This window comes from Massilia scottii, assembly GCF_030846495.1.
In the GTDB taxonomy this organism is placed as follows: domain Bacteria; phylum Pseudomonadota; class Gammaproteobacteria; order Burkholderiales; family Burkholderiaceae_D; genus Telluria_A; species Telluria_A violaceinigra.
In genome coordinates this window covers 15,175-30,058 of record NZ_JAVCWM010000015.1, presented here as the reverse complement: position 1 = coordinate 30,058, position 14,884 = coordinate 15,175, and the positions used below count along the sequence as shown (strand labels likewise).

Genomic DNA, 14,884 nt, shown 5'->3' with positions numbered 1-14,884 from the left:
CCGTTCCAGTCCTGTGCAGTTTCTGAAACGTCGGCGGTTCCTACCGTTTCTTCATTTCCTTGGTCGCGACATCCGCCGAAAATTTTGGATTGCGACAGCGTTCCAGTTCCGCCGGGGACGATCCGATGCGCTCCCCATATTCATCTTTCAACTGGAATGAAATTCTCGACAACGAGACGTCTTTTGGATTGGAAAAGACATTCAGCGTCGGGATTACAGCAAGGCATTCAGCGGCACGGGAGAGCGACATGGTAAGGTTGTCGGCATCATCAATTCCTGTTGCAGTCACCTTGGACATGACGTGAAGCGCGCATTCGCGGTAAAAAGAATACACCGCGTAAGGTACCCACGCTCGCTTCAGCTCATGCTGATTAGCCAAAATTGCGGCACCTTGAGGTAACTTCACAGCCACAAACCGGAAGTCGGCAGTATCACTGACCAAAACGATGCCGACAGGAACGCCAGTGGGCAGTGTGCACGCCAGGTTAATCTTGCCCAAATTATAGTCATCCAAAAAAACCACCGAATAGTTTTTCCGGTGAGTCAGTTGGTGTGCGTTCGGCAAATCCGCGGCATGGCTTGATCCAGCAAAGAGCAGCACAATAAGACCATGCAAGAAAAATCGCATATTCACTCCTTCATGGACGTGCAATTTGCGTCGGTAATTCGCCCCAGTACGATGGGACTGACTTCGATCGAACGGTCCGCATCGTTGCGTTTGATATCAATTTTATTTTCGGACTTCAGCGCATCGAACGTGCCTGCGGAATTGACGCCATCGAGCCTCACTGTGCGCCGCTCGCGGCATTCGCTCCGCAGTTCGAACAACACCTTCGGAAAATTGAGGACGTCGCCCGAACGGTGGACAATGACCTTGAACTCGTAGGAGCCGTCGGATTCCACGCTCAGCGTCTGCGGCAAGCTACGCACGGCCAGCACGTTTTTAATATCAATATTTCCAGCATTTACCGCGCCGCGCACAGTCCACACTTCCACTTCTCTGGCCTGAAACCAATGTTTGTTTGCACTCAGGACCATTAGAGCCACAACCAGATAGGCGGCGAACGCGCCGCCGAATTTCCAGCGCATGCCATACAGTGTTCCCTCGCCAGCAGCGCTGTTGTGCGGTTGGGGAAATGCCTTGAATATAACAACGGCTGGGATAATCGGTAGCAAAACCAGAATGCAGCTCGTCAATAAAAATTGATAGTAGCTGCTCATTGCACATCCCCCGAAGGTTAGATAGAAATGTTGCTGGTTATCACGCCGAGGTCTTTATCTTGATGAATTTACGCGCTTGGGTGCTTCCGCGCTGCCCGACTTCAGCAAGCACGTCAGCTCGCACTTTCGCCATGGAAAACCTGCATTCTCAAGGCGCTCCACCATGTTCGATCTGTCGAAGGGGGATTCTCGAAACCGGAGACTGAATCGCATCTCCATGTGAGTGAATATATACCCTCATTGGGGATAGTAAAGCATCTTTTTTGCAACATGCATCAAATCTCGTGGACGAACTTCGGGCCTGATCCGGCATGCTTCGTCGCCTTCCCATGGCCGTCCGCCGGTTCTGCCCGGCTATCGATCAAGGGCTGACCAAATGGCCTTGAATTTCGTCATTGCGCGCGCTGAACTGTCCTCGCCAGCGTCGCCGAAATCGCTGTTCGTCAGGAAGATCTTTCCCGTTCCCTGTACCGGATCGAACGCCATGAACGTCGTCACGCCCGGATCGCTGCCCGAGTGCCCGATCAGCCCGTTGGCCTCGTAGCGCCAGAAGATACCGCCATTCGGTTCGCCTTTTGGACTGCCGGCCGGAATGGCGTCGTCGGCGAACTGCTTGTCGAACAGTAGCCGGAACGATGCTTTGCCGAGCAAGGCCGACTCGCCCCGATACCCCTTGATCATTTCCACCAGGAAGATGGCCAGGTCGTCGGCGGAAGTGATCAGGCCGCCATCCGGATAGGTGATGAGCGAATACAGCGGATATGCCTGTTTCCCGGTGTCGTACAGCCGCGCATGGCGCGCAGCGAGCTCATCATTGATGGACCATCCCGTATGGCGCATGCCCAGCGGCTGGAAAATATGGGTCTGGCAGAACGCATCGAAGCGCTGTCCGCTCTTGAGTTCGACCAGATAGGCGGCCAGCGCCGCGCCGATGTTGGAATAGTCGTAGGTGCTGCCGCTCGGCGCCGCGCTGAAATTGCTCGCCTTGAAATCGCGCCCGTCCGCCGCCAGGTAGCCCCGAAGAAAACCGCCGAGCGACGTATCGGCACGTCCCGGCACGGTGTACTCCTGTGTGAAACGCTTGAGCAAGGCACTGCGGCGGTCCGAATAGGCGTTCAGGTAGTACGAGTGCCCGTAAGTCTCGTCGTCGTCGACGATGCCGGACGTATGCGTGACCAGATGCCTGATCGTGATCGGTCCGGCGCCCGCATGCGGATTGTCCACGCGAAAGGGCAGTACCGCATTGATTTCGGTATCCAGGGTGAAGTAACCCAGCTCGATCGCCTTGGCCAGCGCCACCCCCACAAAGGTCTTGCTGACCGAACCGACGTTTTGCACGGTATCGGTCCGGTATGGCCGCCTGGCGCCCAGGTCGGCGTAGCCGAAGCCGTGCCGGTACGTCACCCCATCCTTGCTGACGGTGGCCACCGCAAACCCGGCAAAGCCCGCGTCCCGATGCAGCGCCTGCAGCCTGGCGGTCAGCGCCTTGTGGTCCGGCTGCGCCTGCGCCACGGCGCAGCAGGCCAGCATGATGGCCAGTAGTACTCGTCGTCTCATGTGCATCCCACCTTCTTGTTCAAGTAGCGCATTTTCACATTTCCTGTCAGGCCGCGTCGATGCGGTATGTCGTGACGCTATTTCGCGGTGGCTGGGCCGCCGCACGGTCATCGAGGCGCATGGCGGTAGAATCGAGGCTGGCGCGCCGCAGGCGAACACCCCGGCGCCCGCTCCAGAACCCGAACCCGCTTGATACGCCCGATGACCACTTGTCCTTCCACCGCCCCGATGCCGGGCTAGCCCGCACGTGATCCATTCCCTCATCGATGCCGAAAACACCCTGGCCTCGCCGGTCTGCGCGCTCGCCGGCCGCGCCGCGCAGCGGCTGGCGCTGACCATCCTGTGGCACCCGCAGCCGCAGCGTATCGGCGACCAGTTCATCGCCGCGCCGGGCAGCGGCGACATGGAGCTCAACCGCTTCGCGCCGCTGTTCTGTGGCCCCGCGGCCAGCGCGGCGCCGCTCGGACACCGCCGCATCGCGCGCGATTCGCTACGGCTGCGGCGCCATCGCGACCATGGCGTGAGCCTGCTGCTGCCGCAAAGCCGCATGCAGGTGGAATTGAACGGCGCCTTGCTGGCCGGCGCGGGCACGCGCTGCACAGCCGAACAGGTGGACGCGGGCCTGGTCATCGCCCTCGGTGGCGTGGTGCTGCTGTGCGTGCACTGGATGGACCGCCTGCCGCAGCACAGCGCCATCGCCTCCGTGCGCGGGGTGAGCAGCGCCGCGATCCGCGTGCGTGAGCTGATCCGGCAGGTGTCCGCGGCCGACCTGCCGGTGCTGCTGCTGGGCGAAGCCGGCAGCGGCAAGGAACTCGCGGCGCAGGCGATCCATCAAGCCAGCGCCCGCGGGCCCGGCCCGATGGCGACGGTGAACATGGCGACCCTGGGCGAAACGCAGGCGGTGGCCGACCTGTTCGGCGCGCAAACGGGCGCCTTCGCGCGGGCCGGCGGCGGCACCCTGTTTCTCGACAAGATAGGCACGGCGCCGCAGGCGGTGCAGGCGCTGCTGCTGCGCGTGCTGCAGACCGGCGAGTACCGCCCGCCCGGCGCGCGCGTCAAGGAGGCGACGCGGGCGCGCCTGATCGGCGCCAGCGACCACGATCTGCAGCACGGCGGCTTTCATCAGGGCTTGCTGCGCCGCCTCGAAGCGCTGGTGGTGCACCTGCCGCCCCTGCGCGAGCGGCGCTGCGATATCGGCGTGCTGGCGCTGCACTTCATGCAGGCGTGGAGCGCGCGCACCGGCAGCGCCGCCGAACTGCCGCTGGCCTTCATCAGCCAGCTGTGCAACTACGACTGGCCCGGCAATGTGCGCCAGCTCGGCAGCGTGGTGCAGCGCGCCCTCAGCGCCGCGCAGGCGGGCGAGCCGCTGGCCTTCGATGCGCTGGTGCCGGGCGTGGCGGCCGGGGTGGCGAGCCGGCCGGCGCGCGTCAGGCTGGGCAAGGTGAGCGGACAGGCGGTGCTGGACGCGCTGGAGGCGAACGGCTGGCTGATCCGCAATGCGGCGCTGGCGCTGGGGGTGTCGCGTCCATCGATGTACAAGCTGATCGAGGCGCATCCCGCCATCCGCCAGGTCGACGCGATCGCACCGGCCGAGATCGAGGCGGCGCTGGCGGCCAGCGGCGGCGACGCCGGACGCTGCGCCGCCGCCCTCAGGACGCCCAGCGAAGCGCTGCGGCGTTATCTGCGCCGGCGCGCCGCAGGCAAGGTGTTGTGAAGCGGGGATGGGGCGTTGGCGTAGAATGCTGTTTCTATAATTGAAATGGAAACATTGCCATGCGCACCCTTCCGCTCCTGTCCGCTCTCGTCCTGGCCACGGCCAGCCTGACGTCGTTCGCCGCACCACCCGACATCAACGACCTGCCCGGGAATTACTTTCTGCAAGGGGTGAGGGAAGTCGGTTCGGAGCTCTGGCTGGGCAAGAACGGCAAGTTCCAGTTCATGCTCATCTACGGTTCGCAAGACGATGGCACCGAGGGCGTCTGGGAGATCAAGAACGACCTCATCGTGCTCACGCCGGTAAAGAATCCGATGGTGTTCCGCCTCGAGACCGACAGCGAGTTCAAGGCGAAGAAGGAACCCGAGGCCGGCACCTGGGTGGCGGTCGCCAGCACGGCGGACATTTTGTTGAAGAACATCGAAGTCAAGTTTGAAGCGGCGTCGGGCAAGAGCGCGGTCGCCAATACCAACCCCAGGAATGGCGAGGCGACCGTGACCATGCCGGCCGGCGAAGTCTGGGCCCGTACCGGCCTGCGCCGCAGCAACAGCCAGGAAGAGTGGCAATGGCTGGCGGTGACGCCCGAGCGCGCCAAAGCCCGCATCGCCGGTTTCCGCCTGACCAATCCCATCTCGGCCATGACCGCGTTCGCGTCCCTGGAATTGAAGGTGGGCAAGGATGGCCTGGTGGTGGCCGATGAACAGTCCGCCCTGGCGGACGGCGTATACAAAAAAGCAAAAACGCGCTGAGCGCACATATCCGGCATCCGTTCAGCAATCTGGCTGGCACACCTGGCAGCACGGCGAGCGCCGGCTGCCTGCCGCCACTAAGCCACTAAAGGAGACAAAGCGTGGGAGAGACCGATCATGTCCTGATCGTGGACGACGACCGGGACATTCGTGAGTTGCTCAGTACCTATCTCGAAAAACAGGGCCTGTGCTGTACGGCGGTGGCCGACGGCCGCGAGATGCGGGCGGCGCTGCAACGGTCGACGCCGGACGTCATCGTTCTCGACATCATGCTCCCTGGCGACGACGGGCTCGTTTTGTGCCGCGAAATCAGGGCGGGCAAGCACCGCGCCATTCCGATCCTGATGCTCACCGCGCGCGACGATGAAACCGATCGCGTTGTCGGTCTCGAGCTCGGCGCCGACGACTATATGGCCAAGCCGTTCGCGGCGCGCGAACTGCTGGCGCGCATCCGGGCAGTGCTGCGCCGCACACGGATGCTTCCTCCCAACATGCAGGTGACCGAGTCGGCGCGCCTGATCGGCTTCGGGACGTGGCGGCTCGACGTCGTGGCACGCCATCTGCTCGCCGATGACGATGTCGCGGTCGCACTGAGCACTGCGGAATACCGGCTGCTGCGGGTCTTCCTCGACCATCCGCAACGGGTCCTGACACGCGATCAGCTGCTGGAGCTGACCCATGGCCACGATGCGCAGGCATTCGACCGCTCCATCGACATTCTTGTCAGCCGCCTGAGGCAGCGTCTGCGCGACGATCCGCGCGAGCCGCGCTACATCAAGACGCTGCGCAGCGAAGGGTATGTGCTGTCATGCCCGGTCACGCCGCTCGCGGGCGCGATGTGAGCCGCCTCATCGTCCTTTTGCGCAGGCTGGCGCCGGCCAGCCTGTTTGCGCGCCTGTCATTGATTTTGCTGGCGGGACTGGCTGCCGCCCAGTTCCTTTCCGCCCATCTGACGATTGAAGAACGCAACGATGTGAGCATGGGGGCGATGATCGATTACGTCGAAGCCGACGTGCGCACCGCCGTTGCCCTGATCGACCGCTTGCCCCACGCGGAGCGGGCGGCCTGGCTGCCGCGCCTTGCCCGCGGCGGCTACCGTTTTTCGTCCGGCACCGGCAGCGACGGGCCACCGGTTCGCGCCCCGCACTCGGCACGCTTGCTGGCGTCGGTCACGCGCGCGCTGACACCGGGCTACGCATTCACCGCGCATGCGGTCGAAGGCGGACCCGAACGATTCCAGGTGCACGTGCAACTGTCGGACGGGCAGCCGCTGACTGTCGATTTCCGTCCGCGCCGCGGCCTGCCCCTGTCACCGCGCCTGCCTTTCATGCTGGCGGGGCAGCTGGCCTTGGTCGCGCTGGCCTGCTGGCTGGCGGTACGGCTGGCAATCAAGCCGCTGCGTACCCTCGCCCAGGCCGCCGACGCGCTCGGGCCCGACCTGCGCCCGGTCCCGATGCCGGAACAAGGACCGTCGGAGGTGGTGCGCGCGGCGCGTGCCTTCAATGCCATGCAGCGCCGCATCGCCGCCTACGTCGACGAACGGCTGCGCATCCTGGCGGCGATATCGCACGATTTGCAAACCCCGATCACGCGCATGCGCCTGCGCGTCGACCTGATGGATGAATCGCCGCAGCAGCAACGCCTCATCGAGGACCTCCAGCAGCTCGAAGACCTGGCGCGGCAAGGGATCGGCTATGCGCGCGCCATGCACGGCCTGCTGGAACCGGCGCGCGCGATCGACCCCAACGACCTGCTCGACGCCATCACGCTCGACTACCTCGACAGCGGCGCCGACGTCGGCTTCAGCAGCCAGCCCGGCGCGCCGCTCGTCACGCGCCCCGGCGCCTTGCGCCGCGTCGTGACGAACCTGGTCGACAACAGCCTCAAGTACGCAGGCCAGGCACGGATCGTGATGGAGCGCTCGGGAGATGCGCTCATCACGATCCGGGTACTCGACGAGGGGCCGGGCATTCCGGAGGCGGCGCTGGAGGCGGTGTTCGAGCCGTTTTACCGGATCGAAAGCTCGCGCAACCGCGACACCGGCGGCACCGGCCTGGGGCTTGCCATCGCACGCCAGCTGGCACTCACGCTCGGGGGGGCACTGACCCTGCACAACCGCCCCGAAGGCGGCCTGGAAGCGCGGCTGGTGTTGCGCGCCCTGGAGGCGCCGGCCGCGCCATGACCGGGCAGGCGCGCTGCCGCCGTGCCGTCATCCGAAGGTAAAGGCATACACGTCAGCCCCGCTGTCGAGAAAACGGATCTCGACGCGCCGCTGGCGTACGGTTCCGGACTGCCGGATCAGCTGGTAGAGGCGGGTGTCCGTGACGAGGCCGTTTCCGTCGGCATCGATGTCGGCCCCGTGGTCGGCGCCCGGAGCGCGGCCATCGATGGTGACCTTGATGCGCGCCCGGCGCCCGGGTGCGCCGGCGCCCATCACAAGGTGCAGGTCGCGTGCGCTGAACTGGTGGATGACGCCGCTTCCGGCTTGTGCGGCCACCGCGGACTCGGCATTCACGCTCCAGCGTCCGGACAGGCCCCACTGGTTCAGGGCGAGTGCGCCCACCGAGTAGTCATGCGGCACGCCGGAGCGGACCCGTTCAGGCGAGCGGAAGTTCGTGGCCCGGCTGTATCCGACATAGGTCTCGGCCGAATCGAGCTGGCGCAGGTCGGGCGCGAGCTGCTCGCCGGGCATGGGGGGAGCGACCAGCGCGGTATCGACCGGGCCGCCGCGCGCCTCGGCCAGCAAGGACTGGATCGCCCGCTCCAGCTTGTCATACCCGCCTTCCCCCAATTGGCGGTAGCGGATCTTGCCGTTCGCATCGACCAGGTACCAGGCGGGCCAGGCGCGGTTGCCCCAGGCCTGCCAGATGCGATGGTGACTGTCGACCGCAACGGGGAAATCGATCTGGAAGCGGGCGACGGCGGCACTCACGTTGGCCAGGTCTTCTTCGAACTTGAACTCGGGGGTATGCACCCCCACCACGGCCAGGCCCTGCCCGCGATACTTGTCGGCCCAGGCGCGCACATACGGCACGGTGCGGATGCAATTGATGCAGGAATAGGTCCAGAAATCGACCAGCACCACCTTGCCGCGCAGTTGTGCCGGCGTCAGCGGCGCGCTGTTGAGCCACGTAACGGCGCCGTCGAAACCCGGCATGGCGCCCTGTACCGGCAAGTCGCTGCGGTAGGGGCTGGAGGTGGCGGCACGGCTGCCGGCCGGCATCGAGAGTGTCGCCACGCCGAGCGTGACGGCGACTGCGAGTGCGGCCATGGAATAGCGGTTCATGTTGCTTCCTTGGCAAAATATTACTTGTCGAGAATGACGATGGGCTTGTTCTTTTCCACCAGGTAGGTTGCCAGTTCCGCGCTGACGCCGGCCGCGACATTCTTTGCCGAATGCGCCACGCCCGCCGGAATGTACAGCGACTCGCCGGCCTGGAGCCGGATGGTCTCGCCATTCATTTCATACTCGACCGTGCCGCTGAGGACGTAGGCGATTTCAACGCCAGGGTGGGCGTGTTTCGGGAACGAGGCGCCCGGCCCGAAATCGACACGCACCTGGATCGCTTCCCTTTTGCTGTCGAACTCGTGGCGTACGGTTTCCGTGCGGGCGATGCCGTTGGGACCGAACTTTTGTGCGCTTGCCGCCGACGACAGCAAGCCCGCTCCCGCCATCAACATGATGCCTGCTGCGGTTCGTACAAGCGATGTGGCGCTGCGGATTCGAATGGTATTCATATGTTCTCCTGTGAGTGAGCGTCGTCGTGGCCCGCCGGGATGGCAAGCTGCGACAACGAGGACTCATTAAACCGCGTCCTTGTTTCCGGACGATGTGGAGAACCCGCCTGAAATCGAGGCTAACGTGTCCAAAGGGACTCTGGAAACAATTCGACACAAACGAAGGTGCCGGTTGTCAGGAAACCGGATGCACGCCCTTCACGGTTTCCTGGACCGCGGCCCGCAACGGCAAGCTCATCGTTGCCCGCGTTCCTTGCGCCAGCGGTTCGATGAGCAGCGCGGCGCGGGCGCCGAACCGGGTTTCCAGGCGCGTGCGGATATTGATCAGCGCCACGCCGTTGCCGGCGCGGGCGCCGCGGCGCGCGTGGCCGATGCCGACGCCATCGTCGTCGACCACGATCTCCAGCGCGCCATCGCGCACGATGGCGCTGAGGCGAACATGGCCGCCTTCCAGCCTGGGAGCGACGCCGTGGTGCACGGCATTTTCGACCAGTGGCTGCAAGAGCAGGGGCGGCAGCAGGGCTTGCCGCACGGTCTCATCCGCCTCGATGGAGAAGGTCAGGCGGCTTCCCATGCGGATCTGCATCAGCAGCAGATAGTTGCGCGCGGTCTCCAGTTCCACCCCCAGGCTGCTGTCGCTGGCGCGCATCTGGCCGAGACTGGCGCGCAGGTAATCGGTGAACGTTTCGAGCATCAGCTGGGCGCGCGGGGCGTCGGTGGCGATCAGGCTCTGGACGTTGGCAAGGGTGTTGAACAGGAAGTGCGGCTCGATCTGCGCCTGCAGCATGCGCAACTGCGATTCGGCGGCCTGCTGCGCCAGGGCTTTTTCCTTGGCCCGGAACTGCCACCAGACCCAGTTGGCCGCCAAAATCAGCGCCGCGAAGATGGCGAACTTGAGCTGCACCATGGGCGCGCCCGACAGTTTTTTCCACATGTCGTAGGCGTAGAGCTGTCCCAGCACCACGTAGCCGGCGCGCACGCCCAGCGCCGCCCCCGCGAACAGGATCGCACTCATCAGTGCGAGCGGGCGCCACTCGGGTCCTGCGGCCAGGGCGCTCAGCCACGCCTGCGGCAGCAGCCATTCGCCCACGCGCATGAGCAGCAGCATGGCGGCAGCGGCGCAGATGCCAAGCAGCAGGTTGTTGGAGAGCGAACTGGTCCACCAGCTCATCTCGGCCTTCGCCATCAGGAAGACCGAGGCCAGCATCAGCACCAGCGCCACCGCGAGCGCCAGCGCGGCGCCGACCACCAGGCGCGCCCAGAGGGGCTCCTCGCGCCGCTTTTTCAAGATCAAAAAACTGCGCAAGGCCTGCTTCAATGTGTTGCTGATATCCATGGGAAAATAGTGTAGCAGCTTCGCTGGCTCATCCTTTCGGGTGCGGGATGTCGGCAATCGCGGCGCGGCGCGCGCGTTCGGCCTGCTGCGCCTGCGCCAGTTCCAGATCGAAGGGACCCGGTTTGGTCTCGGCGGCCGCTGGCGCCACGATATCTTCGGCCACCCGGAAGCCTTCCAGCGCGCCGATGAAATCGGCCGGCAGGGCGCCGCGGTGGCTGGCATGGAAGCCGCGCCAGTGCCAGCTGCCGCCGCGCAGGGCGCGCGCCTTGCACTGGACGTCAACCCAGGCGCTGCCGTCGGTGGGGGCGCCAGCGTAGGTGTCGTGCTCGCAGTCCTGGACGAACTCCGCGATATTGCCGAGCGTGTCGTGCAAGCCGAAGGCGTTCGGCTCGTACATGCCGACGATGCTGGCGTAGCCCGCCTTGTCGTCGCAGGGAATCACGCCCGTGTGCTCGCGCGCTTCAAGGCCATCGAAGTCGCGCCGGATCGCCGCCTCGGCGGAACGGTCGGCCAGGTTGGCGTAGCGGCAGGCCTGGGTTTCATCGTTGCCGAAAAAGTAGCGGCCGCTGCCGCCGGCGCGGCTGGCGTATTCCCATTCCGCTTCGCTCGGCAAGCGGTATTTCTTGCCGGTTTCCTTGGCCAGCCACTTCACGTAGGCGTCGGCGCCGTTCCAGCCGATGCAGGTGGCCGGTTCGAACTTGCTGAGCGACTGCAGGGTGGCGGCGGCGACGAACTCGTTGGGTACGCTGGCGAACCAGCGCTTCGACGCCATTTGCAGGCACATGCGCGGCGCCTTGTACCTGGTCGCCTCGGCGAAGCGCTGGAACTCGGCCGCGGTGACTTCGTATTTGCCGATCCTGAATGCCTTGAGCGTCACGCTGCGCACCGGCTGCGTATTGGCCGCGCGCGCGCTGCCCATCATGAATTGGCCGGCCTCGATGGTGACCATCTGCGGCTCGATCGGCGCCAGATCGGGCGCCGCTACGGCGGCGATCGGGAACAGGCAAAGGGAAGCGGCCAGCGTGCGTCGGATGAACATGGAATGCCTGCGTGTGGTTGAGATGGCCGCAGGATGGCAGAGCGCGCCGGCCCGGCCATCGGCCGGGCGACGGATCGACGAGCGCAACGACGAATCGACAAACGTGGCGACGAATGGGCGGCCGCCCGTCGCACCCGGCGTCGATTCGTCGCACCGCGCTGGCGGTGGCGCGGCCGGCGCCACTACAATGGCGCCATGACATCCTCTTCCATCTTGCGTATCCGATGCGCGCCCTGATCGCCGACGACGAGCCGCACCTGGCGCTTTACCTGCGCCAGCAGCTGGCCATGCTGTGGCCGGAACTGGAAATCGTGCAGGTGGCCGTGAACGGCGTCGAGGCGGCGCACGGCATTGCCACCTTGCAGCCTGAGCTGGCCTTCCTCGACATCCAGATGCCGGGACTGACCGGACTGGAAGTGGCGCAGGGCATCGAAGGGCCGACCAGGGTCGTCTTCGTGACCGCGTACGACAGCCACGCGGTGGAGGCGTTCGAGCATGCCGCGCTCGATTACATTCTGAAACCGGTGAAAACGGAGCGCCTGGCGCGCACGCTGGAGCGCATCCGGGCCGCCTGCGCGCCAGCGCAGGACGATGCCCGCCTGTCGCGCGCGCTGGCGCGCCTGCTGGCCACGCCCGCGCAGCCGCGCCTGCGCTATATCCGCGCCGGACAAGGCGAACTGACGTTCCAGATCGCGGTGGAGGACGTGCTGTTCTTCCACGCCGACGACAAATACACGGTGGTGGCGACCAGGGCCGGCGAACACCTGATCCGCACGCCGCTCACCGAACTGGCGGCGCAGCTCGACCCGGAGCTGTTCTGGCAGGTGCACCGTTCCACCCTGATCAACCTGGCGTTTTTGGACGGCACCCGGCGCGATGAAAGCGGGCGCCTGTTTTTACGCATCAGGGGCCACCAGCGCGAGCTGCCGGTCAGCCGCGCTTTCGTGCACCTGTTCAGGGCGATGTAGGGCGGCGCCGCGCCCGGCGGCCGTCTTAGGGCGGCGTTTTCGGCTTACACATCGGCAGCGCCGTGTGCTGGGGTCGTGCGTGCAGAAATTGCGCTTGGGCGTAAAGGCCGTGAAACAGCCGCTGGTCGACACCAGCATGGCGGCCATCGCCAGCACGCTATTTGTGATACGGTTTTTTGGCGTACTGCGTCCAGCCGTGGCGGGCGATGTCGTCCATCCCGGCCCGGGTGGCGGGAATGTCCACGCCCATGAACACCTTGTCCGGATCGCCGATCTCGGCCGCCGTGTTCCAGGCCGCTTCGCACTCGTCGCAATGAAAAAACAGGGCGCCGTTGTCGCTGCGCTTGCAAATGACCAGGCGTCCCTGGCCGTCGCATCGGGGGCACACCTTGTACCAGTATGCTTCCATATCGCTCTCCTAAATCGCGGGGTAGCCCGTGATGAACTTGTGCGTTGCGGCCGCACCCTTGTTCATTTGCCCGGCCGGGGGGCGATGGCGTTCTGTCAGCCGAGCCAGGCAAACAGGCCGGCACCGGCGCAGGCGAGCAGCGTCGTGCCAACGACCACTTGCAGCGTGCGCCCCGCGCGTTCTGGCTCGGCGGGCTGGGCGCCGCTGCCCGCGGCGGGCATCGCTGGCGCCGCCACCACCACCGCCGGCAGTGGATCGGGGCGCAGCGGGGCAAGGCCGGCGGTGCCGGCCGGGGTGGCAAGGACGCCGCTCAGGTCGTCCTGCGGGTAGTGTTCAGTGCTGCTGGTGGACATGGGACAATTCCAGGGAAAGGGGGAAGTTACGCATCGACGGTGGCATTCACCGTGCAGATGACCATGCTGGTGCAGGCGCTCTTGTGGGCGTGCAAGGTCAGCGGAATCGATTCGTCCAGGGTCGCGCCATCGCCCTCGATAATGGGGTTGATGCCGTGCAGCGGGCAGCTGACCAGGTCGCCCACGCGGGCAACCCGGCGGCCGTCGATGGTGAAGCTGCCGCTGGCCTTGATGACCTTGCCGCCGTGGGTGGTCATGTCGCCTTCGCAGCAAATCGGGCGTCCCGTAGGGCGGTCCATCAGAAGGTATCCTTGACGCCGGCGGTGGACGGGAAATACGGACGCTTGATCGCCGCGTCTTTTTTCATCTGCTCGGCCGTGGGCGGCACCACCAGCAGCAAGGTGGCGCCCTCGTTGCGGCGCAGGTTGGCGACCAGGGTCGCGCCGCCGCTCTGGCGGCCCGCCATCGAGGCCAGCGAGACGCCGACGAAGGCGCTGGCGGCGCCGGTGTCGCCCAGGATGCGCGCCAGGTCGAAGCCGCGCTTGGGATCGAGCAGGTCGAATTCGTCATCGAGCGCATGCAGGCTTTGCACCAGCGGCACCAGGCGCGCACCGCCGTTGCGGTCGTCCCAGACGCTGCCGTAGTCGTAGAAGATGCGCACCGGCAGCTTGCCGCCGAGCGGGGCCAGCGCGGCGCGCAGGGCCGCTTCCATGCGCGCCGCTTTCTCGGCCGCCTTCACCGGCTTGCCGTCGGCATCGAGGTAGGACACCACCTGCGGGCGGTACACCGTCCCGAGATGCTCCAGGTGATCGAACTGGTCGATCTGGAAGGCAGTCCACGGCTTGGCCATGTAGGGGGTCGGCACAAAGGGCGTGGGCGGGTTTTTCTTCCAGCCGGCAAACTCCGACCAGTTGCGCGAGAACTGGCCGCCGAGATTGCTGATCCGCATGGTATCGGCGACGAACGGGGCGAACGGGCGCAGGCGCTCGACCCGCGCGCGCCGCGCCAGCACCAGCATGGCGTAGCTGTCGCTGATGGTGCGCGCCTGCTTGGGGCGGTACACCTGCTCGGCCGCCAGTTTCTCGTAGCGCGGCGGGTCGCTGCGGATGAAGCTCAGGGCGCGGTGCATGGCGCTGTCCTTGGCGTGCACACCGATGGCGGGTACGTCGGCGTTCTGCTCGAAGGTGGCGAACAGGGTTTGCCACAGCGGATCGGGCTCGTCGTTGAGCCAGGAGTTGACCACCTGGCCGCTCTGGGTCAGCAATTCGCGGAAGGAGCCGGGATCGGTGTAGTGGCCGCTCACCTTGGTCACCACCACGCTGCCCGCGTTCGTCTTGTAGCGCAACTCGCGTCCCGGACCGTCGGCCGGCTCGCCGAACGCGGGCGCCACGACCGAAATCGGCAGCGGGTAGCGGTCCATGAATTCGCGCACGGCGGCGTCGATGGTGTCCATATTGCGCTTGGCCGCCATCATTTGCCACTCCTGCAAATTTTTCGGATATTGCTTGGCGTCTTGCGAAACGAGATAGCTGCCGTTGCTGTCCAGCACCGCCTGCCACAGGTTGGACTTGGGATAGTCGGGATGGTTGCGCCAGGTTTCGACGGCCACGCCGACGCCGACCAGGTCCAGCGAGTCGATGGGCGGATAGGAGGTGTTGCCGGTTTGCGTCTGCGACATGAGAGGGTCCATCTTGTTAATGGGATTTGGCGGCGCACACAGGGCCGGGACGGCGCACAGCATGCCCGCCAGCGGCCAGGCAAGCGCGGCGCGCGGCGAAGGTGGGCGCAGTGCCATCGGCC

The 14,884-nt window shown here is 65.4% G+C and carries 16 protein-coding genes; 5 read left to right on the top strand and 11 right to left on the bottom strand.

Annotation, left to right across the window (positions count from 1 at the left end):
- Nucleotides 1-40 precede the first annotated feature (40 nt).
- The 3 genes from RBA41_RS20610 to RBA41_RS20600 form a co-directional block, all read right to left on the bottom strand.
- Complete coding sequence (locus tag RBA41_RS20610; RefSeq protein WP_306626131.1) at nt 41-628, bottom strand: hypothetical protein; 588 nt, start codon at nt 626-628, stop codon at nt 41-43.
- Between the two features lie 2 nt (nt 629-630).
- Complete coding sequence (locus RBA41_RS20605) at nt 631-1,221, bottom strand: hypothetical protein (RefSeq protein ID WP_306626130.1); 591 nt, start codon at nt 1,219-1,221, stop codon at nt 631-633.
- A 354-nt stretch (nt 1,222-1,575) separates the two neighbouring features.
- Nucleotides 1,576-2,778 (bottom strand): serine hydrolase domain-containing protein, encoded by a 1,203-nt coding sequence (locus RBA41_RS20600; protein ID WP_306626129.1) that lies wholly within the window; start codon nt 2,776-2,778, stop codon nt 1,576-1,578.
- Between the two features lie 247 nt (nt 2,779-3,025).
- Between RBA41_RS20600 and RBA41_RS20595 the strand changes: the two genes are divergently transcribed.
- The 4 genes from RBA41_RS20595 to RBA41_RS20580 all read left to right on the top strand — a co-directional run bounded on the left by RBA41_RS20595 (nt 3,026) and on the right by RBA41_RS20580 (nt 7,423).
- Complete coding sequence (locus RBA41_RS20595) at nt 3,026-4,492, top strand: sigma-54-dependent transcriptional regulator (RefSeq protein WP_306626128.1); 1,467 nt, start codon at nt 3,026-3,028, stop codon at nt 4,490-4,492.
- A gap of 59 nt (nt 4,493-4,551) precedes the next feature.
- Nucleotides 4,552-5,241: a hypothetical protein gene (locus RBA41_RS20590; RefSeq protein ID WP_306626127.1), complete on the top strand. Its 690-nt coding sequence runs from the start codon at nt 4,552-4,554 to the stop codon at nt 5,239-5,241.
- A gap of 101 nt (nt 5,242-5,342) precedes the next feature.
- Nucleotides 5,343-6,083 (top strand): response regulator, encoded by a 741-nt coding sequence (locus tag RBA41_RS20585; RefSeq protein ID WP_306626126.1) that lies wholly within the window; start codon nt 5,343-5,345, stop codon nt 6,081-6,083.
- Nucleotides 6,050-7,423, top strand: a complete 1,374-nt coding sequence (locus RBA41_RS20580; protein ID WP_306626125.1) for an ATP-binding protein — start codon at nt 6,050-6,052, stop codon at nt 7,421-7,423. Before RBA41_RS20585 ends, RBA41_RS20580 begins: the two co-directional genes overlap by 34 nt.
- A gap of 27 nt (nt 7,424-7,450) precedes the next feature.
- Here the strand turns inward: RBA41_RS20580 and RBA41_RS20575 are convergent, their stop codons facing one another.
- The 4 genes from RBA41_RS20575 to RBA41_RS20560 form a co-directional block, all read right to left on the bottom strand.
- Nucleotides 7,451-8,527 carry a redoxin family protein gene (locus RBA41_RS20575; RefSeq protein ID WP_306626124.1) on the bottom strand — a complete coding sequence of 359 codons (1,077 nt, stop codon included), beginning with the start codon at nt 8,525-8,527 and terminating at the stop codon, nt 7,451-7,453.
- A gap of 20 nt (nt 8,528-8,547) precedes the next feature.
- Complete coding sequence (locus RBA41_RS20570; protein ID WP_306626123.1) at nt 8,548-8,979, bottom strand: cupin domain-containing protein; 432 nt, start codon at nt 8,977-8,979, stop codon at nt 8,548-8,550.
- A 175-nt stretch (nt 8,980-9,154) separates the two neighbouring features.
- Entirely contained in the window at nt 9,155-10,285 is a 1,131-nt protein-coding gene (locus tag RBA41_RS20565; RefSeq protein WP_306626122.1) for a sensor histidine kinase, read from the bottom strand.
- A 58-nt stretch (nt 10,286-10,343) separates the two neighbouring features.
- On the bottom strand, nt 10,344-11,354 hold the full coding sequence (locus RBA41_RS20560; protein WP_306626121.1) for a formylglycine-generating enzyme family protein: 1,011 nt from the start codon (nt 11,352-11,354) through the stop codon (nt 10,344-10,346).
- A gap of 224 nt (nt 11,355-11,578) precedes the next feature.
- Between RBA41_RS20560 and RBA41_RS20555 the strand changes: the two genes are divergently transcribed.
- The gene (locus tag RBA41_RS20555; RefSeq protein ID WP_306626277.1) at nt 11,579-12,322 is read left to right on the top strand and encodes a LytR/AlgR family response regulator transcription factor; all 744 of its coding nucleotides are present in this window, start codon (nt 11,579-11,581) and stop codon (nt 12,320-12,322) included.
- 157 nt (nt 12,323-12,479) lie between these two features.
- Here RBA41_RS20555 and RBA41_RS20550 read toward each other — a convergent pair whose 3' ends face one another.
- The 4 genes from RBA41_RS20550 to RBA41_RS20535 all read right to left on the bottom strand — a co-directional run bounded on the left by RBA41_RS20550 (nt 12,480) and on the right by RBA41_RS20535 (nt 14,879).
- Nucleotides 12,480-12,731: a hypothetical protein gene (locus RBA41_RS20550; RefSeq protein ID WP_306626120.1), complete on the bottom strand. Its 252-nt coding sequence runs from the start codon at nt 12,729-12,731 to the stop codon at nt 12,480-12,482.
- Between the two features lie 95 nt (nt 12,732-12,826).
- Nucleotides 12,827-13,084 carry a hypothetical protein gene (locus RBA41_RS20545; protein WP_306626119.1) on the bottom strand — a complete coding sequence of 86 codons (258 nt, stop codon included), beginning with the start codon at nt 13,082-13,084 and terminating at the stop codon, nt 12,827-12,829.
- Nucleotides 13,085-13,110: 26 nt separating this feature from the next.
- Nucleotides 13,111-13,383: a PAAR domain-containing protein gene (locus RBA41_RS20540; protein ID WP_306626118.1), complete on the bottom strand. Its 273-nt coding sequence runs from the start codon at nt 13,381-13,383 to the stop codon at nt 13,111-13,113.
- Nucleotides 13,383-14,879: a type VI lipase adapter Tla3 domain-containing protein gene (locus RBA41_RS20535; protein WP_306626117.1), complete on the bottom strand. Its 1,497-nt coding sequence runs from the start codon at nt 14,877-14,879 to the stop codon at nt 13,383-13,385. Before RBA41_RS20535 ends, RBA41_RS20540 begins: the two co-directional genes overlap by 1 nt.
- Between the last annotated feature and the right edge of the window lie 5 nt (nt 14,880-14,884).